The following is a 26554-nucleotide window of genomic DNA, read 5'->3' on the forward strand; positions in this document are numbered from 1 at the left end:
CTTACTTTTGAAACTAGTCAAAATAAATTGGATTACTGATCACAATCGGCTCTTCCAAGTCCACATCCCAAACCTCAACCCGGACATACTTACTGTCACTTGAAATACTGTTAGAGTAATAAACTTTCTGCGAATCAATTGCCTCATTAAGAATCGTGCCATGATCGGTAATCACCTTGATGATTCCTTTTACTTTCTCTTTGAATTCCACTTCTAATGGAATATCGTTGAGATTGTTTACTCTTGGGTAACTTCCTCCCATATAAGTGTCCATAGTTTTGATTTCAATCCAAGGAGATGCCGGTGTCCTTCCTACACACGCCCTTCCAGACTTCATGGCCTCCACTAACTTGCCAGGGGAATGACGCCAGGCATTTAACCAAGTCGTAGGGAAGCCATATTTTATTTTCTTGTGCTCCCTGTGTGTATCACTTCCACCTATGGCCACCACTTTTTCACCTTGTTTAAGCTGGGAATCCCACCAGTCTAGCGTTTTTTGATTAGCCTCACTCCAAGGACCATTCCATATTTCCACCATGTTTATATCAAAATGCTCTAATCCCCATTCCCAAGGACAATACTGACAATGGGGATGATTAATGGAGTAGAAGGACCCGTTGGTTATTCCCTCATCCATTTTCCCCTGCACATCCTCTATTGAACGGCAGCGGAAATCCAAGAAAGGCTGATGCACTCCATAGAAGTTGGCATGACCTTTATTAGTCGTCAGTTCCACTCCAGGAATAATCGCGATATCTTCCACTACAGGGAACTGAAAATTCTGACTAAAGGTGTTGTGATCCGTTAAGGCAAGGAAATCTAAATCAGCATATCTGATATTCTCAACTACCTCTGAGACTGTATATGCCCCGTCACTATGGTTGGTATGGAGATGCAAATCACCTTTGTACCATCTTCTTTTACTTCTGATACATGTAATCTTGACTGTTACAGAGCAAACCGTTGGAACCCTGTAAGCATTTAAGATAACTCCCCACTTACCTTCAGGCAATTCTCCAATGTTATATCCCGGAGTGGCACGATCTTCTCGCAAAAAAACCTCTTTTCGCGCTCCACCACTCCAGCCTCTAAACCCATTCGGATCTTCCACTCCCAAATCAATGACATTTGACTCTTTGTCTGTAAAATCCAACTCAATCTTAATTTCTTCCATATCGTCAATGACTGAGAAAGGCAAGGTCAGATACTCCCCTTGTCTGGAATGATCGATGGTTTCGGTCAATGTCAATTGTTTGTCGGTACTCAAGATTCTTTCCCTCCTGAACCGAGTCCGCCTAACCCTTGTTCAAATAAAGGCTGAAGGATAAAGTATAAAACGATCATCGGAAGTGCAGCCGTTGTCGCTCCCGCCATAATTAACGGCCAATCGATATTGTATTGACCTTGAAATGCTTTCAATGCGATTTGGATTGTATACATTTCCTGGGATCTGGCTATGGTTAACGGCCATAGATATTCGTTCCAATGACTTAGGAAGCTGAAAATGGATACCAATGCAATCGCAGGCTTATTCAACGGAAGGATGATTTTCCAATATATTTGAAATTTAGAACACCCATCAATAGTAGCTTGCTCATCCAATTCCCGGGGGATCGCAAGGAAGTTCTGTCTCATTAAGAAGATGGCAAACCCTGTCACTGCAAACGGAAGAATGAGCCCGGCATATGAATCCAACAATCCATCAGGACCCGCAAACGGTACATTTTTCATCATGAAGAACAATGGCACCACCATCAGGCCTGTCGGTATCATCATCGTTGCCAGCACCAGCATGAACAGCCTATCCCTTCCCGGGAATCGGAGGCGGGCAAAGGCAAATGCTGCTAAAGATGAAAGGAATACATTAATTAACGTGGCAATCACAGCAACAACAAAACTATTAAAAAAGGCTCTTGGCAAGTTGGTTTCCTGCCAAATTCTCAAGAAATTTTCCCAATAAAACTCGGTAGGAATAATCTTAGGCGGCCAAGCCATGACTTCACCCTGTGTTTTAACAGCGGTCATAAACATCCATATATACGGCCCTAAAAAGATCATTAAGACAATCGTGAGCATAACGTACAATAAAATTTTTCGGATCATGTTCGACTTTTTCATCAGTTCTTTTCCTTTCCGGATGATAGCCTTAATTGAAGCCATGTAACACCCAATAAGAATGGGAATAATACAAATGATAGAGCTGCACCATATCCGACATAGTTAAACTCAAAGGATTGCTGCCAAATATGTTTAATGGCAACCATCGTACTATCCATCGGTCCTCCATTAGTCAGGACATCAACAACCGCTACAACCTGGAAAGATCCGATAACAGACATGACCATACAGTAGACTAAGATATGCATAATGGATGGCAAGGTTATATGAATAAATTGCTTCCAAGAGTTTGCACCATCAATGCGGGCTGCTTCATATAAGGATTGAGGAACCGCTTGAAGGGCTGCAAGGAAAATCGGGATATTGTAAGCCGTCCCTCTCCATGCACCGATGAGGATCAGAATAATCATGGCCGTCGTAGGCTGTAACAGCCAGGCAGGGGGAGACTCCACTCCTGAAACTTTTAATATGTAATTTAATATTCCAAGATTATTATCGAATACCCATAAGAAGATCATTGCTGTTATAACTTCTGAAGTTATGGTAGGTAAGAAATAAAACACTTTAAAAAAACGGATCCCTTTAAGCTTTCTATTTAACAGAACGGCTACTGCAATGGCTCCACTTAATCCAATAGCCATCGAACCTGCTGTATAGATCAAGGTATTGCCAATACTTTTGATAAATAACGCATCCTGAAACATACGGACATAATTCTCCACTCCATTGAATACGGCGGGATTCGGCAGCCTGTACTCGTGAAAACTTAACCAAACCAAATAGATGATGGGCACAATCGAAAACAAAGTCAAAAATGTCAAGGCAGGTAAAACAAATAAATAAGAGCCGATATGATCTTTAAGTTTGTGCATATCCTTTTTAGGTTTTATGACCGATTTGTATTCATGAACAGTCTCTGTTTTCATCCTTTTCACTCCCTTATAAGGAAAAGGTATGTAACAAAACATACCTTTTCCCATTCACCCTTTGCTAAAGCAATTAATTCGAATTTTCAATTTCTCGTTCTGCGATTTTCTGAGCGTCATCCAATACCTCTTGTGGATCAGCACCGTCAAATACAGCACGTAATGCTTTCCCCCAAGCATCATTTGCTTCTGGGAATGCTTCAAGCTTATATGGCTGTGCATACTGTAACGTTTCAACATATGGCTTTAATAATGGGTCATTATATAGTTCATCTTCATACAAATGGGTTTTGACCGGATGACGGCCTTCTTCCTTCGCTAATCGAATACCATATTTATCCGAAATAAACCATTTCATTAATTCAAATGAAGCCACTTTATTCTCAGATCCCTTAGGGACAAACAAGCTTCCTCCACCTAGAACAGATCCTTTATCATCTCCTGGTAATGGGGCAGTTGCTAAATCGTTATAGGCATCAGGAAATTCGTTCTTGATTCTAGCAATATCCCATGGTCCAGATATAAAGGAAACTGCTCTTCCTGTTCCAAACATAGCAACTGGGTGGTCAGTTTGACGCTGTTGAGGCGGAGGAACTGGAGATGATTTATCCACTGTAGCCAGGCCAGTGTATTTCTTCATCGTTTCCACGATCTTAGGATCGTTCAAATTAGCTGTCACTTCATCCCCATTAAATTTCAAGTTGTTTGTACCTGCTGCTATAACATTTCCAAAGAAGCTCCAACCACTTGCACTAGTGACGATTCCATATCGTGAACCATCTTTTTCAGTTAACTTCTTCGATACTTCAACTAATTGGTCTAAAGTTTTTGGGGGTCCTGCAATCCCGTTTTCTTCAAAAACCTTCTTATTATAAAGATAGATTGTGGTATTTACGTCGATTGGTACCCCGTACTTAACACCTTTCCACTCGGTATCTTGAATCCCGCCTGGAACGATTTGATCCTCTGCACCCCATTCTTCCCATAAATCATCAAGAGGTTCAGCAAGCCCCTGGGCACCCATTGCAAATGCATGTGCGTGAGCCATATCTGGAACAGCGCCACTTGAAACCGCCAGCTTCACTTTATTACTCATGTCTCCCCATTCAATCCCTACTGTTTTAACCGAGATATTTGGGTACACCTCTTTAAACTCTTCAATAGCATCAGTGATTGGTGCTGTGTTCGCATAGTCAGCGGCCAACCAAATTTCCAAATCCGTCTTAGGCAGATCCGCTACTTTCTGATTGAACTCAGGCAAGCCTTCAGCAACTAGATCGCGATCAGGCGGATTGACGGTGATTTTCTCTTCTGTAGAACTCCCGGTTGTTGATTGACATCCGGCTAACACTAATAAAGTGGCAACTACACATAACCATACTCTTTTCATTGTTCTCCCCCTTGTTCTATCAACCGATTTTAAAACGCTTACAATTTGACGCCTATGAAGCTAACCCCTTCTCCAACCGCCTTTTCTCCCTATCTCCCCCTTTCAAGTATCTGTTTATGTCCTACCTTGATTCCCTTGCACGAATCTCTTTGCACAAGCTTAGCTGGAATCATCTTATATTTTGGTGATAACTCATTGTTGAGCGAACTCATTAAGATGCTTGCTGCTTCTTCCCCCAATTTTTCTGGCTGTAACTCCATACTGGTCAATTTAGGAGTAATCTCGTGGGCAAGTGTCTCATTATTGCTTAAAGCGACTAAGGAGACATCATTCGGAATATCGATCCCCAGGTCCCTAGATGCTCTTATGACACCCAACGCAACACGATCAGTATCAGCAATGATGGCAGTATATTTCTTCTTTTGATAGTTTTCTAGAAAACTCGTATAGCCATATTGCGAACCATCTTTACATTGCAAAGGATCATAGTACATGACATCCTCTTCAATAAATGGCAAGGAATAATTTTCAAAGGCTTGTCTTAATCCTGCTTTCCGGTCCTCAGCTACTGTCATATGTAAAGAAGCATTCAAGAACAAGATATCCTTGTGACCGAGTCCAATTAAATATTCTCCTACCTCTTTCACCATTTCAGTGTTGTTATTATCTACATATTTCGTTTCACCATTTCGATCATTTGGTCTCCCAATGATGACAAATGGTATGTTAGAAGCTTTGTATTTCAGGATCCTCTGATCTTCATCCCGTGGATTCAAGAGGATAACTCCATCAACAGGATCATTGGAAACGAAGTTCATTTCGTCTTCTTCAACTATTCTGTCTAATAGAACACGGTAGCCGTTTTCTGAACACTTCTTGACGACACTATTAATGATTTTCGTTTCAAAGCTACTTAATTCATACTCTGTGTAGGTAGGCATTTTCAGTCCGATGATCATCGTCTTTTTCGTAGCTAGGCTGCGGGCCATATGGTTGGGAACATAATTTAATCGACTCGCAACCTCTATTACTCGATTGGTAACCTCTACGCTTATCGGACGCTTTTTACTAAATACATTGGAAACGGTGCTTTTAGAAACACCTGCTTCTCTTGCAACATCACCTATCGTTGTCATACAAGTCTCCTTTATCATCGAACCGGTTTCATTGTTTATAAAAAAAATATTATGGTTTCACATGATTTATGCATGTTATTGAATGAAAAAAATCAAATTCGCCCCTCAATCAATCGAACCGGTTTCATAAATATGTGTCCATTATATTTCGTTTTCTAAAATAAGTCAATATTCTGAAAAATATTATTCTAAAATTTTTCTCCCTCTCTATTTAACCTTAGTATAATATAAAAGTCTTCGATGAAACTTGGGAAAATCCACGACACAAATAAAATCGACCTCTATACTATCAGTGAGATCGATCTTCAAAATTCTATTCTTTTATATTGTCTTTATAAGAGGAAACCAAACCGATTGCTCCTGCCAATCCAGCATTATCCCCTAAACTTGGAGGAACGATATACTCTTCAATTCTACTAAGTATTTGTTCATGGTGGATGTATCCCCCAAGAATGGATTTGACATATGTATGGATGAGGGGAAACAATTGTTCCTGCTTCATAACGCCTCCTCCGAGAATGATTCGTTTTGGAGATAAAATCAAGATGTACTGGGCAATCGCTTGAGCAAGATAGCTTGCCTCCATCTCCCATACAATTGCTTCTTCTTTTAAATCATAGGCTTTCTTCCCCCATCTATTCTCAAGGGCGGGACCAGCAGCAAGTCCTTCCAGGCAGTCACCGTGGTACGGACAGTTCCCTTCATAATGGTCCTCAGGGTGCCTTCGAACGAGGATATGACCCATTTCAGGATGAGTCAATCCGTGTAAGAGTTTCCCTTCGGCCAATGCACCAACACCAATACCAGTTCCAACTGTGATATAAATACAGCTATCCAGGCCTTGAGCAGCTCCCCATAAACTTTCCCCAAGTGCTGCAGCATTTACATCAGTATCAAATTCAATTGGGACCGAAAATCGTTTCTTCAGCTCCCCAACCAGATTCACATGATCCCATTGTTTTTTGGGAGTACTTGTTATATAGCCATAAGTAGAGCTTGAACGATCAAGATCTACCGGACCGAAAGAGCCTACACCTAATGAGGTAATTTCCTTATCCTGAAAAAAGGAATTGACCCGCTCCAAAGTCTCATCAGGGGTAGTCGTTGGAATTGTTTTTCGTTCAAAAATATTCCCATCCTTGTCACCTACCCCACAAACAAACTTAGTTCCTCCTGCTTCAATTGCCCCTATCATTATTTATTGCTCCTCCCTTACTCGCGAATTCTTTCTGAAAACTCTTACAATTACTATAATCGAATTTTCAGAGGATAGAAAGGTTGATTTGTATCCAAAACCCTCATCCCCTTCGAAGACAGACACAAGATACCCGAAAGAAATGGTTACTTTTTGCTAATAACATAAACAAAAAAAGGCCGAGGTATAACCCGACCAACTTACATAAATAGCCGCACAACTTGCTCTACCGTCGCACGAATCTGTTTTTCCGTTATCTGCCCCTTCAGCGCCTCCTCCAAAGACCGGCATTCCGTCTGAATCGAGAAAGCCGCATCCAAATATTGATTCACCTCTTTCAAATCCGTATCAATGCGACCGGCAATCCCAATGACTTTCTTTCCATGCTTCTTAGCAAGTTTCGCCACTCCGACAGGGACCTTGCCCATAAGAGACTGACGATCAAGGCTACCTTCACCAGTGAAGATCACGTCAGCTGCTGCCACCTTTTCTTCCAAGCTGGTCAGGACAGCTATTGATTCGACTCCTGATTGAAGTGCCCCTTTCAGACCTGCTGCGATGCCGCCGCCGAGACCGCCTGCAGCACCGGCACCTTCAACAGCCTGAAGATCGACTCCATAGGCGTCCTTGAATAGTCCTGCCAACTTTCTAAGACCTTTATCCAGTTCAACGATATCCTCATCGGTCGCACCTTTTTGCCTGGCAAAAATATGGGCTGCGCCATTCTCCCCATAAAAAGGGTTGGTGACATCGCTCGCAATGGTAAACGAGCATTGGTCAAGCTCAGAAATACGTTCGTCATCCGTGAATGAAGCCACCTTCAATAATGGATTTTCTTCATTGCCGAGCAGCTCCCCTTCATGGTCATGGAACTTCCATCCAAGCGCCTGTAGCATCCCGACGCCGCCGTCATTCGTCGCACTTCCACCAAGCGAAATAACTATATTCCGGTAACCGTTCCGTACGGCATCCTTTATCTGCTCGCCCAATCCATAGGAGTTGGTCTTCATTGGATCCCGCAGGTTGAAAGGGACTAGCGGCAGGCCGCTGCTCCGGGCACTCTCGATGAAAACAGTATCCTCTTCAAGCACGGCATAGCGGGTCGGGATCTTATTCATCAAAGGATCATGAACAATCACTTCCCTTTCCGCACCATCCATACATGCTAGAAGCGCATCGATCGTTCCTTCCCCTCCGTCAGCCATCGGTGAGTTCACCACATCAGCATCCGGCATGGCGGCAAGAATCCCCTGCCACACCGCTTCCCCGACCTCGTACGCCGAAAGCGAATCCTTAAACGAATCTGCCGCAATCAAAAACTTCATCTTCACACACTCCTAAAAACGGGTCAGGGAGACAGGTACATTGACCCAAATCCCATAAGGTTCATGCGGGTCAAGGGACCTGTCCCTACATCCCAACCTTTATTTGATCCATACAAACTGGTATGGTTCCAATTCAACTGTCCCGCTCATTTCTTTTCCAGTGACTAAATCAGTACCCGTTCCCGGCAGGGCCGCTTCGACGTTGCGGGAATCAAGATTCACAACAAATGTGATTTCTTCACCGGTATCGGCATTCTTACGCTTCAACCCAAACAGGTTCTCGCCCAGTTCCAGCACTTCCTGCCCTGCATAAGGGGAAAATGCCGACTCCTTCTGGCGGATGGAAATCATGTTTTGCAAGCCTTCGAAAATCCCTTTGCGGCGGGAATCTGCTTCTAATTCACCCAGGACGCTGTCCAGTTCAAGCTTCTCCCGGTTGATGCGTCGGTTGATGCCTGACTCTTCAACCCCTGCTTCATAGTTTTTAGAACCCAGCAATGAGTGATAGTAAATCGCCGGAACGCCGACAAAGGATAATAGGATTGAATGGGCCGCAAGCATCTTCGCGACTTCCATTTCTTCCGTCACATCCTCGCCCTTATTCACAAGCGCTTCTGAATAATTGATGTTCAACTCGTAAACAGACTGACTGCCGTCGCTATTGGCTTTATAAGACACTCTGCCGCCGTTTTCCTTCACTTTTTCAACAAGCATCTGCTTCTCGTCCTCGGTCAGGATCCCCTCTGTCGGACGCATGCCGATGCCGTCGTGACTCGCAAGGAAATTGAAATAAGTCGCGGTATCCGATACCGTATCAATCGTCTTCGCCCATTCCCTCAGCTTTTCACCGTCATGTGTTGTCAATGAGTACAGCACCAATGGCGGAAGCGAGAATTGGTACACCATATGGGCTTCGTCGGTGCCATCGCCGAAATAGCTGATGTTTTCTTTATGAGGGACATTCGTCTCCGTTATGATCTGGGTGTTCGGTTTGAAGAAGTCGACGACGTCTCTCCACAGTTTGATGATTTCATGGGCCTGCGGGAGGTGGATCGATGTCGTGCCGGACTCCTTCCAGATGAACCCGATCGCATCAAGGCGGATGCTCGTCCCACCCTTGCTTGCATATTCCAACAGGATTTCCGTCATTTCAACGAGCACCGGGAAGTGGCGGAAATTCACGTCCACCTGGTCTTCACTGAACGTAGTCCACGCCGTTTTCACGCTATCCTTCCCTTCGTACTCGTGATGAAGCGGAGACGTCCGGGGACGGACCACTTCGCTTGCATCGAACGTTTCATCTTTCGGGATAAAATAGTGCTGGTATTTTTCATCGCCGTTCAGGTATCCCTGGAACCACTCGCTGGACTTAGAAATATGATTGGCCACGAAATCAAACATTAGGCGGTAATCCTTTGAAAGCTCCTCGATGTTCTCCCAGTCACCCAGCTTTTGGTCGACCTGGCGGTAATCCACGACCGAAAACCCGTCATCCGATGTGTACGGGAACATCGGAAGTAGGTGGACATCCGTGACCGTGTCCTTCACTTTTTCGTTTAAAAAAGAGCGCAGCGACTCAAGCGTCGGTTTTCCTTCTTCATAAATGCTGTCGCCGTATGTGATCAGGTAGACGTTTTCTTCTGAAACAGGAGCTGTCTTCTCGAAAGATTGGCTGCTCCAATTCTCGACGAGTTCTGTGAAACTCGATAGATATTCCTCTTTATATTCATCGCCATAAATCGTTTTGAGTCTGGTTTCGATGTTTGTTAGTAGTTCGTTTTTTGTCATGGTTTCACCTTCTTTTGTTAATATTAGGGCTGTTCGGGCTTAGCACCTGGTTTTTTGGAAAGTGTTTTTTACCAAAAAAGCGGTTTTAAAGACAATTGTGCCCTTCCCTGTCCTAATCGGGCCTCTCCTCGGGATTATTACGCCTTTTAAAAAATAATTGTGCCTTTCATCAGGCGAATTGCACCCTTTAAATAAATAATTGTGCCCTTCATGTCGAATTTTCTTTATTGGGCCGATGGGACAGCACTCCGTTTTACGGATTCCATTTCGTTTTGGCCATTATCCAGCATTTTTTCATTGAGATGGATCGATAACCTCGTATTTTAAAACAATAATTTGTCAAAACCGCTTTTTAACTAATTAAAAATGGCTTCCAGCAGTCATACGAATCAGCTTTCTCCACGGAATTGCGCCACTTTCAAGGATAATTGTGCCAGTTCTGAAATAATTGTGCCGCTTTCCTGATAATTGAGCCACTTTTACATTAATTGCGCTACTTTACCTGATAATTGAGCCACTTGTCGAAAAATCTTACAAATCAAGTTGGGGAGGGGTGGGACGCGGGGACATGTTCAGTGTCCCACTTTCATGAGAAACAGGGTTGGGACAACGTTCCTGTCCCCCTGTCCCGCACTCTATGACAGTTTCAACGTCAAATGCCCTCTAGGTTTGATTTCGAGTTCGCTGCCTGCTCCAGCCAGCACTTCTTCTGCCAGGTTTACAACCACTGATGAATCAAATACGCTGTCCAGTTCAAACGTCTGAACCTCTTCCGTAGGGTTAAAGAACCGGACAATGACTGAAGCATCATCATACGCGCGCTTGCAGCTGCTCATCACGACTGCAGGATTGTCCACCACACGCAGCAGTGATACCGAATCGTCGAGTTCGGCAACTGGATATGGTATATCAAATCGCTCGAGGCGTTCTTCGAATGTGTTCAACGCCTGTTTCTGATACGAGACATGGCGTCCGACATATTGGTCGGTCTCTCCGAACAATACATCCGGCTCACCGGAACCAACATAAACACCGTATTCAAACACCATCTGCTGCTTCATCTGCGCATCAGGTGTGTATACCATTTTGTTGTTGATGCCCGACGCTCGTCCGGGACGCCACGCTAAATCATCTTTGCCCAGCAGACCGACACTTCTGAACAGTGTCAATGCCAGCGATCCGCCGGCCACTTCGTATTCCTTGATACCGCGGGTGATTGCTGCAAAAGTAACCCCATCCTCGGATACGCCTGCAAAATTCTCCAACGAATAAATCGGCACCGGCGCTTCGGCGAAGCCGTTTTCCTTCCAGGCCCTCATATAAGGATTCTCCACGCTGCGTTCGATTAAACCAAACCCTTGATCAGCAAATGACGACCATGGATTCTCAACTCCTGTATTCAACAGAACCCGCACACGGTGATCCTCAACCGAGTTGTCAATCGTATGCTGGACGCGCACAACCTTCTCGTCTTTTCGAAGTTCAAGCGTGGTCACAATCACCAATGACTCAGAATTAATCTCTGCCTGGCGGTCATCCAGATTCCCAGGGACCAGCGCTTCATGTTTGATCATCATTTTCGAGGAAAGCGTGCCTGTCTCTACAGACAGCAATTCTCCATTTTCAAGGAAAATCGGTTCGTCTCCCTCAAGCGGTGAGAAATCATAGGAATCACCGGCATCCGCTACATTTTCAAAACGAAGCAGCCCAGTAATCTCTTCACCGGTTGCTTTATGGGTCAGCGTCACATTCCCATCAACAAACTCCACTTTCACGTGTTCATTATTAATTGCAGATACAGCATTCACTTCAAGCTGCTGCAGTCCTTCTTCCACTTCCTCGACCGTATATGTCCGATAACCAAGCGCCGGAACATCCGTCAATTCCACCATCACAACCGTCCGGTAATAACCAGGTACCTCCACCTGCTTCTCGCCTTCCGCTGTCACGACGATCTTCTTGCCGCCGCTGATATATTCCTGGTCCACCGCTTCAACGGCAACATCGGAGCCATCCAGACCGCAAACCTTAAAATGACTCGACTTCGTAAACAGGACCGCTTCAACCGAACCCGAGAACACTCCGGCATTCGTATTGAAGAAAACAAACACATTATCCTGTCCAAGCTTCTTACTGACAGCTTCCGTCATCTGCTTCTTCAAAATATTCAACAGCCCGTCCGCAATGCGGTTCACTTTCTCAAGGCGGTGAACGATATCGCGGTTCGTGTCATCCGAGTTACAGCCGCCGATGCTATCGTGGGCATGCACATCGAATAGCTGCTTCCACATGCCGTCGAGCCACGCCTGCGGATAGCGGAATCCCAATGACTGACCTATGACGGCCAAAGGTTCAAGCACATTCAAGATCTTGTGCTCTACTTCGTAATTGAGTTTTTTGATGTCATACCGCTGCGAGCGGATCGTATTGTGGATCCGTGACTTCTGGGTCGCCGTCATTTCGCCTTCAATCACATTCGAAAATCCGGCACCGTTTTCCCACGTATCCTTCATGAACGTTTCATAGTCAGATAAAACAAACTCGTACTCCGCAGAGTCTTCGTTCAGCTTCTTGATTGTTTCAGGGAAATGCTCACGCACAAGCACCTGGTCACCACCCGCTGGCAGCAGCAGGTTGTCGGTGTTTGTGTTCATTTCGGCCAATTTCTCAAGTATAGGGAACAGCCGCTCTTCCTTGTATTCCTCCGACGCTTCAAGGAATTTCCCCGGGCCGTAGCCGAAGTAGATATTGTTCGCATCCACCGATTCGCCGTCAGGGGATTTCCATATGAAGTTCAGGTCGCCTTTTAACTGATCGGTGTAGATCCCGCGCTGGAGAACGCTGTTATCGATGCCGAACCCTTTGAAAATCGACGGCAGGTACTGATTCTGTCCGAAAATATCCGGGAGGTATCCGCAGTTCATGCTGTGTCCGAAGCTGCCCGAAATCTTCGTTCCGTACAACAGGTTTCGGATGATCGATTCCTTATTCACCAGTAGCGAATCTGTCTGTGTGTACCAAGGTCCGATGAAAACCCGCTTCGCCTCAACTAGCTGCTTCAGGCGTTCACGGTTTTCCGGACGGACCTTCAAATATTCCTCGACAACACTTGCCTGGGCGTCGAATACGTAGCCCGTGTAGTCACCATCTTTTTCGAGGACGTCCAACAGATGATCGAGGTTTTCCGCCAGCAGGACGTTTGAATCTTCTATTGTAAAATACCATTCGCGATCCCAGTGGGAGTGCGGTACGACGTAGACACGTTTCTTCATGATGTTCCCTCCAATAATAGATAAAGGAGTCCAGGTCAAAAACTCGACCCGGGCCCCCTTTTATGTTTTATCAACTATATTTGTGACAATGGCCATACGCGGCGGTCGGACCGGAAGTCCGGCCAAGTCCACGCGCAGCCCATGTCATCGTTCATTTTTTTTCAAAATAGCAAATCGGATAAAAATGTTCGTAAATGCGATGAATCCTGCACCTACAACAAGTCCGATCAGGTATGCCCAAAGGTTTTCCACGAGCGGCCATCCCCATACAGCCGGAAGCGGATACCATTGGACGGCACCTAGAAGTACTGCGGTCACTGAGCCGAGGATCGCGCCGATGATGTTGATCGGAATCGTGATCAGCGGGTTGCGGAGCATGAATGGAATCGCCCCTTCACTGATGGCGATGAATCCTAGCAGCAGTGATGTGTTTCCTGCGACACGCAGGTTGGCGTCGAATACGCGGCGGCCGACGACGTATTTGTCGATGACCGTTGCCAGTCCCAAGCCGATCGGCGGGATGACGATGGCAAGCACGCGTGCCGTCAGCGGGTAGATCTGGTCTGCAGCCAGTCCGATGGCGATGGCACCGGCGGCTTTGTTGATCGGTCCGCCAAGGTCAAAGGCTGTCGCTGCAGCGATGATGCTTGCCAGTACAACGTTTCCTGCGCCCTGGGCAGCCGTGATCCATTCGCTTAGTAACGCATTCAATCCTCCGAATACAGGATCGACAATATAGAAGTTCAAGAAGAAAATCGTCAGAACTGAAATCGCCGGGATGATCAGCATCGGTTTCATGGCGATCAGATTTTTGTTGAGCTTGATTTTTTCATTTAAAAATTTCGAAACATAACCGGCCGTGAGTCCAAGGATCAACGCGCCAAGGAAACCGGACGGGATACCGCCTTCGACTCCCCAGAATGTGTAGTGCAGTCCTGCGGCAAACACCCCTCCGATGAAACCGGAAACCAGTCCGACACGGTCGGCGATCGAATACGCAACGAACGCACCAAAGATCGGATACATGAATTTAAAGATCATGCCCCCGAATTTATCGAGGTGATGCAAGATGACAAACAGTTCGTTCGAGTGGGTTGCATATTTGATGTCATGGATCTGATCGACGAGACCGAACGGCATTGCCGCGAGTTTCGCGATCCCCATCATCAGACCAGCCGCGACAAGGACCGGGATCATGTACGAGATACCCGTCATGACCGCCTGCGTCATTTCGGCGAGCATGCCCTGCTTGTTGCCGGTTGGTGCTGTCATGTCTTCTTCGTTTTCGTCACCCGCGACGGTTCCATCCGGGTTCGTCAACGCGCGGTTCAGGATGTCTTTTGCATTCTTCAACGGCTCGGCCACACGCGTCTGCACATATGGCTTGCCTGCGAAGCGCTCTTTATTCTTAGGGGCGATGTCGGTTGCGAATACAACCGCATCCGCTTCTTTTAAAATCGCTCCCTTGTGGGCATCTTCAATCCCGTTTGCACCCTGTTTCTCGGTGATGACGCGGATTCCCATTTCACGGCCCGCTTTTTCCAAAGCTTCAGCCGACATATACGTGTGCGCTATCCCAGCGGCACATGCCGTGATGGCAAGGACCGTTTTGGTATATTCCTGAGGTTCTTCCACCGCAGTTTCCCTGCGGTCGAGGGCTGCGATGAATTCAGCCGGAGTGGTTGCGTTCATCAGGTTGTCGATGTAAGTCTTGTCCATCAGCCTTGTGCTCAGCTCGGATAGTACGCTCAAGTGGGTCGAGCCTGCTTCCGCATCTGGGATCGCCAGCAGGAAGACCAATTGAACTTTATTGTTTGGATCAATGCTTTCCCACGTATCGATTCCATTTCGTAGTCTCGCAACTGCGAATGCCGCTTTCTTGACGGATTTGCTTTTCCCGTGGGGAATCGCAAGGCCCGCTTCAAGGCCGGTCGGGGAAATCTGTTCCCTTTCTAAAACCGCTTTCAAAAAATCTTCCTTGGAAGTAAGTATGTCTTTTTCATGGAGTGCCCCGACGAGTTTCTCGAGGATCTCTTGCTTCGATGTTGAATCCACATCGAATATGACAAGCTGTTCATCTGTCATTTTTCTTAATTCCATTGAGGTTCACCTCTCTATTAAAAATGATAATCATATTTATGAAATCCCTTACAATCTAGTTATAACATAGCGAATCTTGTCGAAACGGTACATAAAAAGTATAATTGTACAGAATGAAAGCCCTATCACTTTTGTTATTGGGTATAATGAAATTACAATGAACGGTTTACAAAGGAGCTTTTTATGGGGAAGGTACTGGATCGGTTCGCATCTTCAATCGGAGAACTTACATACGCGGAAAAGCACGTATTATATTACGTCGAGGAACATTTAGAAACGGCTAAAAATCAATCGCTCACATCGATGGCGGAAAGCAACAGCGTCAGTACGACCACAATTGTCCGAATGTGCAGGAAGCTCGGGCTTGAGGGTTTCTCTGAATTTAAGTTTGTCCTGAAAAGCATTGATGAAAACGTGGGACCGGCAGAAAACATGCTCGACCGCTACAGCCAGGACATGGGGAGGACTCTGTCATCGCTGAGAGTAGAAGAGCTTGAGAAAATCAGTGAGCAGATCCTGAATGCCGGCAGAGTCATGATTGTATCGGTCGGTTTGACCAAAATGGTCGGAGAATACTTCAGCAAGTTATTCATGCAGGTTAACAAACCAACTTCATATGTGTACGAATCGCACATCATCGACCTTCTCCCCAACATGGTGCAGCCGAATGACTTGATCGTCTTCATTTCATCAAGCGGCGAAACGAAAACGATTGTCGGTGCGGCAGAAAAAATCCGTTACAAAAACGCCGATTCACTCGCCATCACCAACTCGGCCGACAGCACCCTGGCAAAGATCACCCGCAACTCCATAAGTGCCGACGTCCAGAAAGTCCAATTTGCCGGATATGACCTGACTCCGCGCTCCACCATCGTCGTGCTTATCGATTTGATTTTTGAGTTCTATTTGAAGAAGGTGATGAAGTGAGGGACAAGCGGGAGATGGGGACAGGTCCCTTGCCCCGAAACTAGCCCTAACTTTAACCAAACGTTTGTTTAACATCTTCCATCCCGGCAGCATGAATGGTTAAGATCGTTAATCAAACGTTTGTTTAAATTCCACCAAACACAAAAAGAGCAAAGCACCCGCGACCGGATGCTTTGCTCTTTTAAATGTGTAAAGTAATTCAACAACCCCAGCTATCAAACATGCGAAACAATTAATTCGACTCGACCTTCGATTTCAAACGTTTCAACATCCGCTGGCAAAACAAAGTGATCACCCTTTTTCAAAGTATACGACTCCCCGTTTACTTTCAACGTGCCCTCTCCATCCAGCACACTCGCCAGCTGGAAAGGCTGATCCTGAACAAATGAAGCCTGTCCATCAACCTGCCACTTATAAACGGTAAAGTACTCAGCCTCCACAAACTTTGTCACTTCAACCCCGTCACGCTTCTCGACAGCAGGCTGTACATCGGCGTTGCGATGCGGGATCGTCGTCACTTCGATCGACTTCTCAATGTGAAGCTCACGCGTATTCCCCTCAGCATCTCGGCGGTCATAATCATACACTCGATAAGTTGTATCAGAGCTTTGCTGCGTCTCTAAGACAAGCGTCCCCTTGCACAAAGCGTGAATCGTTCCGCTCGGCACATAGAAGAAATCCCCCGGCTTCACCGGAATGCGGCGCAGCAGATCATTCCACTCACCCTTTTCGATCATCGCCTCAAACTCTTCCTTCGTCTGAGCCGTGTGACCGAAGATCATTTCGGCATCTTCATCACAGTCAATGATATACCAGCATTCGGTCTTACCGAGCTCACCGTTCTCATGCTCCTTCGCATATGTATCATCCGGATGCACCTGTACTGACAAATCAGCATTCGCATCTAATATTTTCGTCAACAAAGGAAATACCGGTGAAGTGTGACCGCCGAATAACTCACGGTGTTCATTCCAAAGCTCTGCGATTGTCTTCCCTGCAAACTCTCCATTCACGACCGTGCTCTGTCCGTTCGGATGACCCGAAATCGCCCAGCATTCCCCCGTTTTGTCAGACGGGATATCATAGTTGAATTGATCCTTTAACGCCGTTCCTCCCCAGATTCGCTCCTGGAATACGGGTTGTAGAAATAGTGGTAGGTTCATATGTGCCTCCTGTTTACGCTTTTCTATTAAAACTATCTCCATTCTACTAACTTTTTCAACTCTTTTACAATCTCGTATAAATCATTTTGATAGTGCGCTTTAGAATATTTCATTTCTCTAATCATACTAGCAAAACTCTTCACCTGCGCCAACTCATCCCACTCTATCGTCTGGCATAACTGTTTCTCTTTCAGATAAGCAATCGTATTCCTGTCTTCCTTCATAGACTGACGATTAATAATAAGTAAAGGAGTATTCCCGATCACTGCCTCACTCACAGTTCCCCAGCCGGCTTTTGTAATCGCAAGATCTGCCGCCGCAATAAAGTGGTGTGCATCAGTATAGTCGGATGGAATCCGGTATACATTTTCCCTGTCGATCACTGTATTAGAGGAAACAATAAAGGTAGTCGTCGGGTCCTCCCAAAACTCAAACTCATCCAGACCCCCTTGATCAATCTTCATCCCCAGACCGAAATACACCAGCACCTTTTCCCCAAGAGGATTCAATAACTTTCTGATCCTATCAACTTCGCCAATGTTAATTTCTCGCGAAAAGAAGCCGAAAGACTTCGTATAAAGCGTGTTCCAGTCAGGCTCACAAGCCCCTGCCAGTGTAAAGAAGCCAGTCATCGAATCATACGCCTCCTTCATCTGGCTAAGCTTTTCCTCCTCGACCAGTCCCTCATATGCTGTATACCAAGTAAAATTGGATACTCCTACAGAAGGTATGCCTATTTTCTTTGCTGCTTCAACCGGGAATGCCACAATATCCGTTACGACAAGATCAATATTCTCTCCATTCAAGAAAGTTACTTCTTCCGAGACTCGTTCATCCCATTCCTCCATATAGCGATCATATTCCAGGTTCAATCTCTTAACATCTGGTTCAATGGAATCTTCCTTTAAAATATAACCTATATCAGTAGAGATAGGCCGCATCTTTACACGTGTATTATTAAAATTCTGATGTAAAAATGGCATGGCAAACGAATTACAGACCATGATTTCAATGTCGTCCATTTCTTGCAAAAGACCTTTGATAATACCGGAACTTCGCGTCGCATGTCCAAATCCATAATCGGATATATAGTAGGCTATTTTCTTCGTCATCGCAATACCAATCCCATAGCGCCTGCCAAACCGGCATTGTCACCGAGACCGGGTGCAACGATGTAGTCATCGATCCGATCAAGGAGCTGATCACTTTGAACATAGCCGCCAAGGATGTCTTTCACCTTGTCCCGCACAAGAGAATACAACTGAGTCTGCTTCATGACCCCGCCGCCTACAATGATTTTTTTTGGTGATAATATAAGTACGTAATTTGCAATCGCCTGGGCCAAATAATAAGCTTCCATTTCCCATACCTCTGGGGAGTCCTCTAAAAGATGGCCCTTCTTCCCCCATCTCTCTTCAACGGCAGGACCGGCAGCTAATCCCTCCAGACAATCACCATGATAAGGACAGCGACCTGCATAATGATCATCGCCGTGCCGCCTCACCACAATATGACCCATTTCTGGATGAGTGAGGCCGTGAATCAACTTGCCCTCAACCAAAGCGCCGACCCCGATACCTGTTCCAACGGTCATGTATAGACAGCTGTCGAGCCCTTTTGCAGCCCCCCATAAACTTTCACCAAGAGCAGCCGCGTTGACATCCGTATCGAAGCCAATCGGCACCGAGAAATGCTTCCTTAATTCACCGACGAGGTCAAAATAATTCCAATGCGTTTTGGGTGTACTGGTGATATGCCCATATGTAGAGCTTGATTCGTCCAGGTCAACAGGTCCAAATGAACCTACTCCCATCGCGTCCAATTGCTTATCTTTAAAATATGTAACTACTTGATTCATCGTTTCATCAGGTGTCGTAGTCGGAATGGAAATCCGCTCAACAATCACACCTTCTTCATTTCCAATCCCGCACACAAACTTCGTACCGCCCGCTTCAATTGCACCAATAATCATATGTACGCATCCTCTCTGTCTAATTCATAAAATACTCATTTATCTCATGCCGATTATACAACATTATTCATCAATTAATGATTGACCAGACTTAAAAGGATGACAACAAAAATAAGCCACCTCGGGATTTCCCAAGGTGGCTTTTTCTTTATTGAGTTACACCAATCATTTGATGTACCCGTTCCATTACGCTTTCTTCAAGCTTTTGTAACTTATCTTTACTGTCATCCAGTGAAGAACCTCTCACCCCAAAATAGAACTTGGCTTTCGGTTCAGTTCCAGACGGCCTTACGCAGAACCAAGAACCATCTTCCAAGAAATACTTAATAACATTGGACTTTGGAAGATTAAGTGCATTAGTAGTATCTTCAGATACTACTTTCTGTTCTGAAGTCTTATAATCTTCAATTACAGAGACTCTCACACCATTGATTTCTATTGGCATTTTCTTCCCAAACTCAGCCAGGATTCCATCAATCTGCTCAGACCCTGCTTTCCCTTTAAGAGTAAGTGACTGAAGAGATTCTCTAAAATATCCGTATCGTTCAAAGACTTCCATCAATCCATCATACAATGATTTGCCTTGCGACTTATAATAAGCAGCAACCTCAGCAGCAAAAATTGCCGCTTGAACAGCATCCTTATCACGCACAAAGTCACCAATTAAATAACCATAGCTCTCTTCATAGCCAAACAAGAAAGAGTGCTCACCGGTCATCTCAAATTCTTGAATCTTTTCTCCAATGAACTTAAAGCCAGTAAGCGTATCAAGAGTTGGAATCCCAAAACTTTCAGCAATGACTCTTCCAATTTCAGATGTAACAATGGTCTTAATGACCATTCCATTCTCCGGAAGTGTTCCTTTTTGTTTCTTCTGACTCAATAGGTAATGAAGCATCAAAGCGCCCATTTGGTTACCTGTCAACACTTCATACTTTCCTTCAGAGTTCTTAACAGCTACACCCAAGCGATCTGTGTCCGGATCTGTACCCATCAGAATATCAGCATCTTCTCTTTCTCCATACTGAATTGCCAGTTCGAATGCAGTATGCTCTTCAGGGTTAGGAGACTTGACGGTTGAAAAATTAGGATCAGGCAGTTCCTGTTCCTTTACTACTGTGATGTTTTTAAATCCAAAGTTTTTGAGCCCTTCTCTTACCGGGATGTTTGCTGTACCATGTAAGGGAGTAAAAACTATCTTCAATGATTCTGAAGTTTTTTCAATGACAGAATCGTTCTGTTTAATCGTGAGCAATTCTTTTTGATAAGCCTGAACCACTTCTTCACTAACGTAAGTAAGTGTCCCGTTACTCACTAATTCTTCTTCTTCAGCCACTTCAATGTCTAATTCATTTTCCACACCATTTACATATTGGATTAATTCATCTGCCGTTTCAGGGGGAATCTGTCCACCATCTGGTCCGTACACTTTATAACCATTATATTCAGGGGGGTTGTGACTAGCTGTGATGACGATTCCAGCAAACGCATTTAAATATCGAACTGCAAATGAAAGAACTGGTGTTGGCTGAAGCTCTTTGAATAAGTATGACTTGATCCCGTGCTGTCCAAGAGTCTTCGCTACTTCTAAAGCAAACTCTGGAGACTTATGACGGGAATCGTAAGCAATGGCTACACCTTGCTGCTTCGCTTCTTCACCTTGTGCCTCAATGTATTGCGCCAATCCCTCTGTTGCTTTTCTGATCATATAGATATTCAGACGGTTTGTTCCAGGCCCCAATTCTCCACGTATTCCACCCGTTCCAAATTCAAGATATTTGTAAAATAATTCTTCAATTTCTTTTTCATCATTCTCAATTTTTAAAAGTTCACTTTTTAATTCTCTATCAACAGTGGCAAAATTCATCCACTTTTCATAGTTATCTTTCCAAATCATTATCTCACCCTATTACAAAAATTAATTTTTATTAATATGAAATCATCTTTGACTTAGAAGACTGGAAGTTTGTTAGTACCTCATCCCAAGTGAAAAATAAGCGAGTAAAGTCCTCTTCAGTAATCGTTACTCCTGACTGGACTTCAATAAACTCTAAATCTGTTATTGCCTTAATTCCATGTTTCTTACCAACTGGTAAATGAATTGTATCTCCCGCTTTTACTCTTGTGAGGTTATCATCTAAAGCCAATTCTCCTTCACCTTTTACAATCGTCCATACTTCATCTCTTAGGTTATGATAATGATAGCTAGAATTTTTTCCAGCATGTATACAAATACGTTTTGTTACCATTTCTGGACCACCATCGTACCTGGCATAATCCAATACTCTAGACCATCCCCAGATCCGTTCCTCGTACATCGGAGGTTGGTTAATACCACCGATATACTCTTTAATCTTGGGACTGGAAGCTTTATCAGCAACAAGAATACCATCTGGGCTCGCTGCCACTATTAAATCCTTTGCACCTAGCACTGTAACTGGAATATCCAGTTCATTAACCAAGTGAGTGTTTACATTATCTTCTGCAAGGATTCCTTTACCAATTTGATTTGTCGCCATTTCTTCGGTAAGTGTATTCCAAGTACCGAGATCCTTCCACCCCCCCTCATAGGGCAACGCAACTATGTGGTTAGCTTTTTCTACAACTTCATAATCAAAGCTTATCTTAGGCAGTTGATTATATTCTTGACCTAAATATTCATAATCTGTATTTAGGTTTTTTTCTTTTAAAATATCAATGATATAGCCTAAACGAAAAGCAAATACACCGCAGTTCCACAAAGCATTCATTTCAATTAACGTTTTTGCTTTTTCTTCACTTGGTTTTTCTGTAAATCTTCCTACTTTGAAGGAAATTTCATTACTCTGACTTTCTGGTACAATATATCCATATTTTGATGATGGATATGTAGGTGTTACTCCCATAAGAGCTAGATCAGCAGCTGACTCTATTAAAAGTTCCTCTAATTCTTTAACTTTCTCAAAAAATTCATCTTCAACGTATGGGTCAACTGGCAGAACTGCTATTACCTCATCTAAGGATGTCTTCTCTACTGAATAAAGGTAAGAAGCAGCTAACGCGATAGCAGGAAATGTATCTCTACGTTCTGGTTCAATAATTAACGGTACATTCGTTCCTAATTGACTATGAATCATGTCACGCTGCATTTTTGAAGTTGCGATTACTGCAGAGTTACTTAATTCTACAGTTTCCAGTTGCCCCCATACCCTTTGAACCATCGATTGATTTTTTTCTTCATTACTCTCTAACACCTTTAAGAATTGTTTTGAACGTGTATCATTTGAAAGGGGCCATAATCTCTTTCCTGACCCCCCAGATAACAATACTAATTTCATAATAGATTTCTCCCTTCACACAAAAAAACAAACCATTAAATCTGGTCTGCTTTTCTTCTACAAGATATTTAATTATGATCCTAGAACATCATGTAATGTCTCACGGTATTTATTAATAGAGATTTCTCGTTTTAAATATTTTTCTAGATAACCCCTACCATTATTGCCTAGATCATCTAGATCTTTTTTATTCATTTGATAAAAACCTTCTATTTTCTCAATAATTTCATCATAGTTCTGAGGCTCTACAATATGTCCACAATTACTTTTTGAGATAAGAATTTCCGCTTCACTATCTTTTTCCAACACTCCCAGAATCGGTTTTCCCGCAGCCATTACACCATATATTTTACTTGGTACAGATACACCCTTAATACCCTTTTGATTGACTACTAAATGAACGTCTGCTGTATTTAAAGAGTACTTGATAAATTCCTTTGGTTGATAAGGTAAGAAATGAACGTTTGTGATATTATTATCTACAACATACGACTGCATTTCAGACTTTACAGCACCTTCACCTATAAAGACAAAGGCAAGATCTTTATATTCTTTAAAATGCTGAGATACTTTAATAATATTTTCCAAATCATAATAAAGACCGATATTTCCAGAATACATGACGATGAATTTATCCTCTAATCCATGTTCTTCTAAAAAACATTTTATGTTAGGTTCATCTTTAGAAAGTGGTATAATTTCATCTTCATCTGTCCAATTATTAATAACTACATGTTTAGGAATATCTTTACCTTCAAAGCGCTTTTGAAGAGTTTGTTTCATATCGTTTCCTACCACAATTACACAATCTGAATAGCTGCAATTTAATTTATCGATTTTTTTAGCCCAATTAAAAATAAACTGCTTGTTTGTATAACTTACAGCCATTGCTTGTTCAGGATTAAAGTCTTGAATATTGTAAATGTGTTTTGAACGCTTAATAAGTTTCCCGATTGTCCCTATTAGCCCACCTAATACAGGAGGTTGAGATATAGTATAGACAGCATCAGTATTTTTTTCTTTAATAAGGGCCATATTTGCTAATAAGAAGTAGGAGAATATATATTTCATACGACTTAGCTTAGATGTTTTATCCACTTGTGGTAAACGTATTCTAATAATTTTTATTTTTTCTAGGTAATCTTCTTCGAACAACCTTCTATTACTTTGTTTTTCTCCAGCATATCCCGGTTGAGCTGCAATAACTGTAATATCAAAGTCGGCTTGTAAATTTATGCACAATTCAGTCATCAGTTGTCCAGTTGAAGCGTAATCAGGGTAAAAATAATTTATTATAAATACAATCTTTTTTTTATTCAAGTCAATTCATCTTCCTTAAACCTATTTTTTATATATCTAGCAGGGGATCCGGCATGTATCTCATTAGAAGGAATATTGTGTAAAACAGTACTTCTAGCTGCTGCTACACCCATCTCTCCAATAATTACTCCAGGGTAAATAAATACATCACTAGCAATCCAAGCTCCATCTTTAATATTTATTGGCTTAGTTACCAAACTAAAATGGGGATCTATAATATCGTGACTACCTGTACACAAGTATGACTCTTGGGATACTACACAATTAGAACCAATAATAATATTATCAAGGCTATACAATTTTACATTATCACCTATCCAAGAATTATCGCCTACTTCTATTTTCCATGGATAAGTAAACTTTGCAGAAGCTCTAACTTTTACTCCCTTGCCAATCTTCGCACCAAACATCCTTAATATCATATTTCTCCAATTATACATATTATGAAAAGAAAGCCTAAAAAAAGTAGACTGTATAAACCACCAAATAAGAACGAATGCACCATTTTTTCCTCTATCATAACTATTCTGATTATAATTTTTTAAATTTATTTTATTCTTCATGAGGTCATTCTCCTAAATAAATCTGACCAGCTATCTACTTGGTTATCATTTTTATAAGGCTTATAATAATTTGTTGGTTCTTCTAGTATCTTCATCCAAGCTTCTGTATCAAAAGCATCAATAAATTTAACACCAATATACTCTCCAATTACTTCATCCGCATACTTTTCACTAGTACAATAAATCTGCTTACCAAACGATGCTGCTTCAATAAGTGGAAGTCCAAAAGTTTCAATATAACTAGGAAAAAGAACAGCATTTGAACTAGAGTAAAATGAGTACATTTCAGTTTTATCTAGCAATCCCAAAAACTCAACTTTATCTAGCACCCCAGCTTTTGATGCTAGCCTATATACATATGAATTCCTAGTTAACGTAAAAGCTACTTTTATTTCTTTATATTTTTTTGGATTTCTATTCTTTAATAGAGATAGAGCATTTATTATTATTTCATGGTTTTTGTATTTATAGTCGGCTGCAGGATAAAAGAATAATTTTTCTTGGGTCTTTTTTGGTTCTTTTAAGTTTCTTAAGTTATTAATGTCATATGATGGTATATTTATTAAGACCCTAGAAGGGTTTATATTAAAATACTTACAGACCTCTTCTTTTAACCAAGTACTTTGTACAATCAAAAAGGTATTCCCTTTAATTGAACTTTTGATAAAATATGGGTATAAATGTTTATAAAACCAGAGACCTCGCTCTTTTTTGCTTAAAATATTCCAATTAAACCTTACAAATGGTAGCGGAGTATGCAAATATATATATTGCTGAATATTATCAAAATTAACGCCAGTGTTTTGTAATGATAAAATTTTATCGGGCTTGACATTATTTTTACTAGACCATCTCTTCATCCCAAATAAATCCCAGTAAATCCTTTTCAATGCAGATTTGGCCTCTATTTCAATAAACTTACAATTGAAAGGTTTATTAGTTTGCTTATATTTAGGGTTAATAAAAATATAATATTCATTATCTGTATCATTCTCGGGAATACCGTTAACAAATTGATCAACTATTGATTTTAAACCACCTTCATGAGTTGCAGCTGTCGCATTAACAAATATTCGCATTTCATCACCTGATCTTTTTTAGTATTTTTTTTGAGAATTTGTACAGGTTCAATTTTTTTAAAACGTTTCCTATGATATTAACTAAAGTTAAACTATACAATTGTGAATATAGCTTTTCAACTTCAACAAAATAAGGGACATTATATAACTTGTAATTTATATCTGATTTATATAGTTCCGTTATAAATCTCTTACTAATCGATCCATGTGTTGATTCGCCTTCAAAACCAACATTTTTAATGAAACTAAATCGTGGAAATACACTATACTTACCCTTTAAGAACTGTGTATTTGTCCATCTAATTGCCCATGAATCTATAAGCCCCCTTTTGAAATCATGAGTAAGATAAAATAAATCAGGGCCAATCTTGTTTAGTTCTTTTCTACTTTTAAACAAAGAATCGTAGTCATTTACATTCCAATTCCATTTAGTTTCTATCCATTTATCTTCCCAAGTCCCCCACCCCCACGAACTTCCTCTTCTAGTAAGGTATACATCATATTTATAGTTTGAAGGGAATTTTAACGAAGGGGAATAACCTGAAATCGACCAAATATTTTTTTCAGTTTCATAAAAATCTAGTGCATCATTCATAAAATTAAGAAATTGCGGATGTGTAATTAAGTCATCCTCTAGAACAATAACTTTTTTATACTTTTTTATTATTTCCGAAACGCCACTTATTACAGAGTTAGCCAAACCTTGGTTTTTAGAACTGATTTTAATATTAATGGTTTTAAAACCAGTGTATCCTTTTACAACTTTAACTGTTTCCTCTACTTTTTTCCTATCATTAATATGTTTAGGACCATCAACAAACACATATAAATTGGAATGAGGTGATAAAATATTTTTTTCTAAACTCGATAGTGTCTTAGCAGTCAAGTCCGGTCTGTTATAACAAAATAATATAATGGGAGCTAAATCCATAAGTACACATCCTTATAATTAACTAGAAATTT

At 42.4% G+C, this 26554-nt stretch carries 20 protein-coding genes; 1 reads left to right on the plus strand and 19 read right to left on the minus strand.

The window, feature by feature from the left end; translation table 11 throughout:
• Nucleotides 1-13 precede the first annotated feature (13 nt).
• The 10 genes from ACUXV2_RS18085 to ACUXV2_RS18130 form a co-directional block, all read right to left on the minus strand.
• On the minus strand, nt 14-1267 hold the full coding sequence (locus ACUXV2_RS18085; RefSeq protein ID WP_446244538.1) for a CehA/McbA family metallohydrolase: 1254 nt from the start codon (nt 1265-1267) through the stop codon (nt 14-16).
• On the minus strand, nt 1264-2118 hold the full coding sequence (locus ACUXV2_RS18090; protein WP_446244539.1) for a carbohydrate ABC transporter permease: 855 nt from the start codon (nt 2116-2118) through the stop codon (nt 1264-1266). Before ACUXV2_RS18090 ends, ACUXV2_RS18085 begins: the two co-directional genes overlap by 4 nt.
• Nucleotides 2118-3044 carry a carbohydrate ABC transporter permease gene (locus ACUXV2_RS18095; protein WP_446244540.1) on the minus strand — a complete coding sequence of 309 codons (927 nt, stop codon included), beginning with the start codon at nt 3042-3044 and terminating at the stop codon, nt 2118-2120. The genes ACUXV2_RS18090 and ACUXV2_RS18095 overlap by 1 nt, the downstream gene beginning before the upstream one ends.
• A gap of 73 nt (nt 3045-3117) precedes the next feature.
• Nucleotides 3118-4434, minus strand: coding sequence for an extracellular solute-binding protein (locus ACUXV2_RS18100; protein WP_446244541.1), 1317 nt, complete (start codon nt 4432-4434; stop codon nt 3118-3120).
• A gap of 89 nt (nt 4435-4523) precedes the next feature.
• The gene (locus ACUXV2_RS18105) at nt 4524-5570 is read right to left on the minus strand and encodes a LacI family DNA-binding transcriptional regulator (RefSeq protein ID WP_446244542.1); all 1047 of its coding nucleotides are present in this window, start codon (nt 5568-5570) and stop codon (nt 4524-4526) included.
• Between the two features lie 313 nt (nt 5571-5883).
• Nucleotides 5884-6768 (minus strand): ROK family protein, encoded by an 885-nt coding sequence (locus ACUXV2_RS18110; protein ID WP_446247106.1) that lies wholly within the window; start codon nt 6766-6768, stop codon nt 5884-5886.
• A 197-nt stretch (nt 6769-6965) separates the two neighbouring features.
• Nucleotides 6966-8090 carry a glycerate kinase family protein gene (locus ACUXV2_RS18115; protein WP_446244543.1) on the minus strand — a complete coding sequence of 375 codons (1125 nt, stop codon included), beginning with the start codon at nt 8088-8090 and terminating at the stop codon, nt 6966-6968.
• 99 nt (nt 8091-8189) lie between these two features.
• On the minus strand, nt 8190-9878 hold the full coding sequence (locus ACUXV2_RS18120; RefSeq protein ID WP_446244544.1) for an alpha-amylase family glycosyl hydrolase: 1689 nt from the start codon (nt 9876-9878) through the stop codon (nt 8190-8192).
• A gap of 635 nt (nt 9879-10513) precedes the next feature.
• On the minus strand, nt 10514-13150 hold the full coding sequence (locus ACUXV2_RS18125) for a glycoside hydrolase family 38 N-terminal domain-containing protein (RefSeq protein WP_446244545.1): 2637 nt from the start codon (nt 13148-13150) through the stop codon (nt 10514-10516).
• A 144-nt stretch (nt 13151-13294) separates the two neighbouring features.
• Nucleotides 13295-15250 carry a fructose-specific PTS transporter subunit EIIC gene (locus ACUXV2_RS18130; protein WP_446244546.1) on the minus strand — a complete coding sequence of 652 codons (1956 nt, stop codon included), beginning with the start codon at nt 15248-15250 and terminating at the stop codon, nt 13295-13297.
• A 183-nt stretch (nt 15251-15433) separates the two neighbouring features.
• Here ACUXV2_RS18130 and ACUXV2_RS18135 point away from each other — a divergent pair, with 183 nt between their 5' ends.
• Entirely contained in the window at nt 15434-16177 is a 744-nt protein-coding gene (locus ACUXV2_RS18135) for a MurR/RpiR family transcriptional regulator (protein WP_446244547.1), read from the plus strand.
• A gap of 215 nt (nt 16178-16392) precedes the next feature.
• Here the strand turns inward: ACUXV2_RS18135 and manA are convergent, their stop codons facing one another.
• The 9 genes from manA to ACUXV2_RS18180 form a co-directional block, all read right to left on the minus strand.
• The gene (manA, locus tag ACUXV2_RS18140; RefSeq protein WP_446244548.1) at nt 16393-17340 is read right to left on the minus strand and encodes a mannose-6-phosphate isomerase, class I; all 948 of its coding nucleotides are present in this window, start codon (nt 17338-17340) and stop codon (nt 16393-16395) included.
• A 32-nt stretch (nt 17341-17372) separates the two neighbouring features.
• Nucleotides 17373-18452, minus strand: coding sequence for a glycosyltransferase family protein (locus tag ACUXV2_RS18145; RefSeq protein ID WP_446244549.1), 1080 nt, complete (start codon nt 18450-18452; stop codon nt 17373-17375).
• Nucleotides 18449-19312 (minus strand): ROK family protein, encoded by an 864-nt coding sequence (locus tag ACUXV2_RS18150; RefSeq protein WP_446244550.1) that lies wholly within the window; start codon nt 19310-19312, stop codon nt 18449-18451. The genes ACUXV2_RS18145 and ACUXV2_RS18150 overlap by 4 nt, the downstream gene beginning before the upstream one ends.
• 148 nt (nt 19313-19460) lie before the next feature.
• On the minus strand, nt 19461-21209 hold the full coding sequence (locus tag ACUXV2_RS18155) for a phospho-sugar mutase (protein ID WP_446244551.1): 1749 nt from the start codon (nt 21207-21209) through the stop codon (nt 19461-19463).
• Between the two features lie 31 nt (nt 21210-21240).
• Complete coding sequence (locus tag ACUXV2_RS18160) at nt 21241-22629, minus strand: sugar phosphate nucleotidyltransferase (protein WP_446244552.1); 1389 nt, start codon at nt 22627-22629, stop codon at nt 21241-21243.
• Between the two features lie 72 nt (nt 22630-22701).
• The gene (locus ACUXV2_RS18165) at nt 22702-23949 is read right to left on the minus strand and encodes a glycosyltransferase family 4 protein (RefSeq protein WP_446244553.1); all 1248 of its coding nucleotides are present in this window, start codon (nt 23947-23949) and stop codon (nt 22702-22704) included.
• Complete coding sequence (locus tag ACUXV2_RS18170) at nt 23946-24512, minus strand: WcaF family extracellular polysaccharide biosynthesis acetyltransferase (RefSeq protein ID WP_446244554.1); 567 nt, start codon at nt 24510-24512, stop codon at nt 23946-23948. The genes ACUXV2_RS18165 and ACUXV2_RS18170 overlap by 4 nt, the downstream gene beginning before the upstream one ends.
• Nucleotides 24509-25591, minus strand: coding sequence for a glycosyltransferase (locus tag ACUXV2_RS18175; protein WP_446244555.1), 1083 nt, complete (start codon nt 25589-25591; stop codon nt 24509-24511). Before ACUXV2_RS18175 ends, ACUXV2_RS18170 begins: the two co-directional genes overlap by 4 nt.
• Before the next feature lie 4 nt (nt 25592-25595).
• A complete protein-coding gene (locus tag ACUXV2_RS18180; protein ID WP_446244556.1) occupies nt 25596-26522 on the minus strand; it encodes a sugar transferase in 927 nt (308 codons plus the stop codon).
• Between the last annotated feature and the right edge of the window lie 32 nt (nt 26523-26554).

The sequence above is a fragment of the Rossellomorea sp. NS-SX7 genome (assembly GCF_052828565.1).

Coding starts and splice junctions, on each gene's coding strand:
- ACUXV2_RS18170 (WP_446244554.1), bottom strand. CDS start 24,512: ATGAAGAATAAAATAAATTTAAAAAATTATAATCAGAATAGTTATGAT.
- ACUXV2_RS18105 (WP_446244542.1), bottom strand. CDS start 5,570: ATGACAACGATAGGTGATGTTGCAAGAGAAGCAGGTGTTTCTAAAAGC.
- ACUXV2_RS18095 (WP_446244540.1), bottom strand. CDS start 3,044: ATGAAAACAGAGACTGTTCATGAATACAAATCGGTCATAAAACCTAAA.
- ACUXV2_RS18150 (WP_446244550.1), bottom strand. CDS start 19,312: ATGATTATTGGTGCAATTGAAGCGGGCGGTACGAAGTTTGTGTGCGGG.
- ACUXV2_RS18155 (WP_446244551.1), bottom strand. CDS start 21,209: ATGATTTGGAAAGATAACTATGAAAAGTGGATGAATTTTGCCACTGTT.
- ACUXV2_RS18135 (WP_446244547.1), top strand. CDS start 15,434: ATGGGGAAGGTACTGGATCGGTTCGCATCTTCAATCGGAGAACTTACA.
- ACUXV2_RS18125 (WP_446244545.1), bottom strand. CDS start 13,150: ATGAAGAAACGTGTCTACGTCGTACCGCACTCCCACTGGGATCGCGAA.
- ACUXV2_RS18115 (WP_446244543.1), bottom strand. CDS start 8,090: ATGAAGTTTTTGATTGCGGCAGATTCGTTTAAGGATTCGCTTTCGGCG.
- ACUXV2_RS18180 (WP_446244556.1), bottom strand. CDS start 26,522: ATGGATTTAGCTCCCATTATATTATTTTGTTATAACAGACCGGACTTG.
- ACUXV2_RS18175 (WP_446244555.1), bottom strand. CDS start 25,591: ATGCGAATATTTGTTAATGCGACAGCTGCAACTCATGAAGGTGGTTTA.
- ACUXV2_RS18100 (WP_446244541.1), bottom strand. CDS start 4,434: ATGAAAAGAGTATGGTTATGTGTAGTTGCCACTTTATTAGTGTTAGCC.
- ACUXV2_RS18160 (WP_446244552.1), bottom strand. CDS start 22,629: ATGAAATTAGTATTGTTATCTGGGGGGTCAGGAAAGAGATTATGGCCC.
- ACUXV2_RS18130 (WP_446244546.1), bottom strand. CDS start 15,250: ATGGAATTAAGAAAAATGACAGATGAACAGCTTGTCATATTCGATGTG.
- ACUXV2_RS18090 (WP_446244539.1), bottom strand. CDS start 2,118: ATGAAAAAGTCGAACATGATCCGAAAAATTTTATTGTACGTTATGCTC.
- manA (WP_446244548.1), bottom strand. CDS start 17,340: ATGAACCTACCACTATTTCTACAACCCGTATTCCAGGAGCGAATCTGG.
- ACUXV2_RS18120 (WP_446244544.1), bottom strand. CDS start 9,878: ATGACAAAAAACGAACTACTAACAAACATCGAAACCAGACTCAAAACG.
- ACUXV2_RS18145 (WP_446244549.1), bottom strand. CDS start 18,452: ATGACGAAGAAAATAGCCTACTATATATCCGATTATGGATTTGGACAT.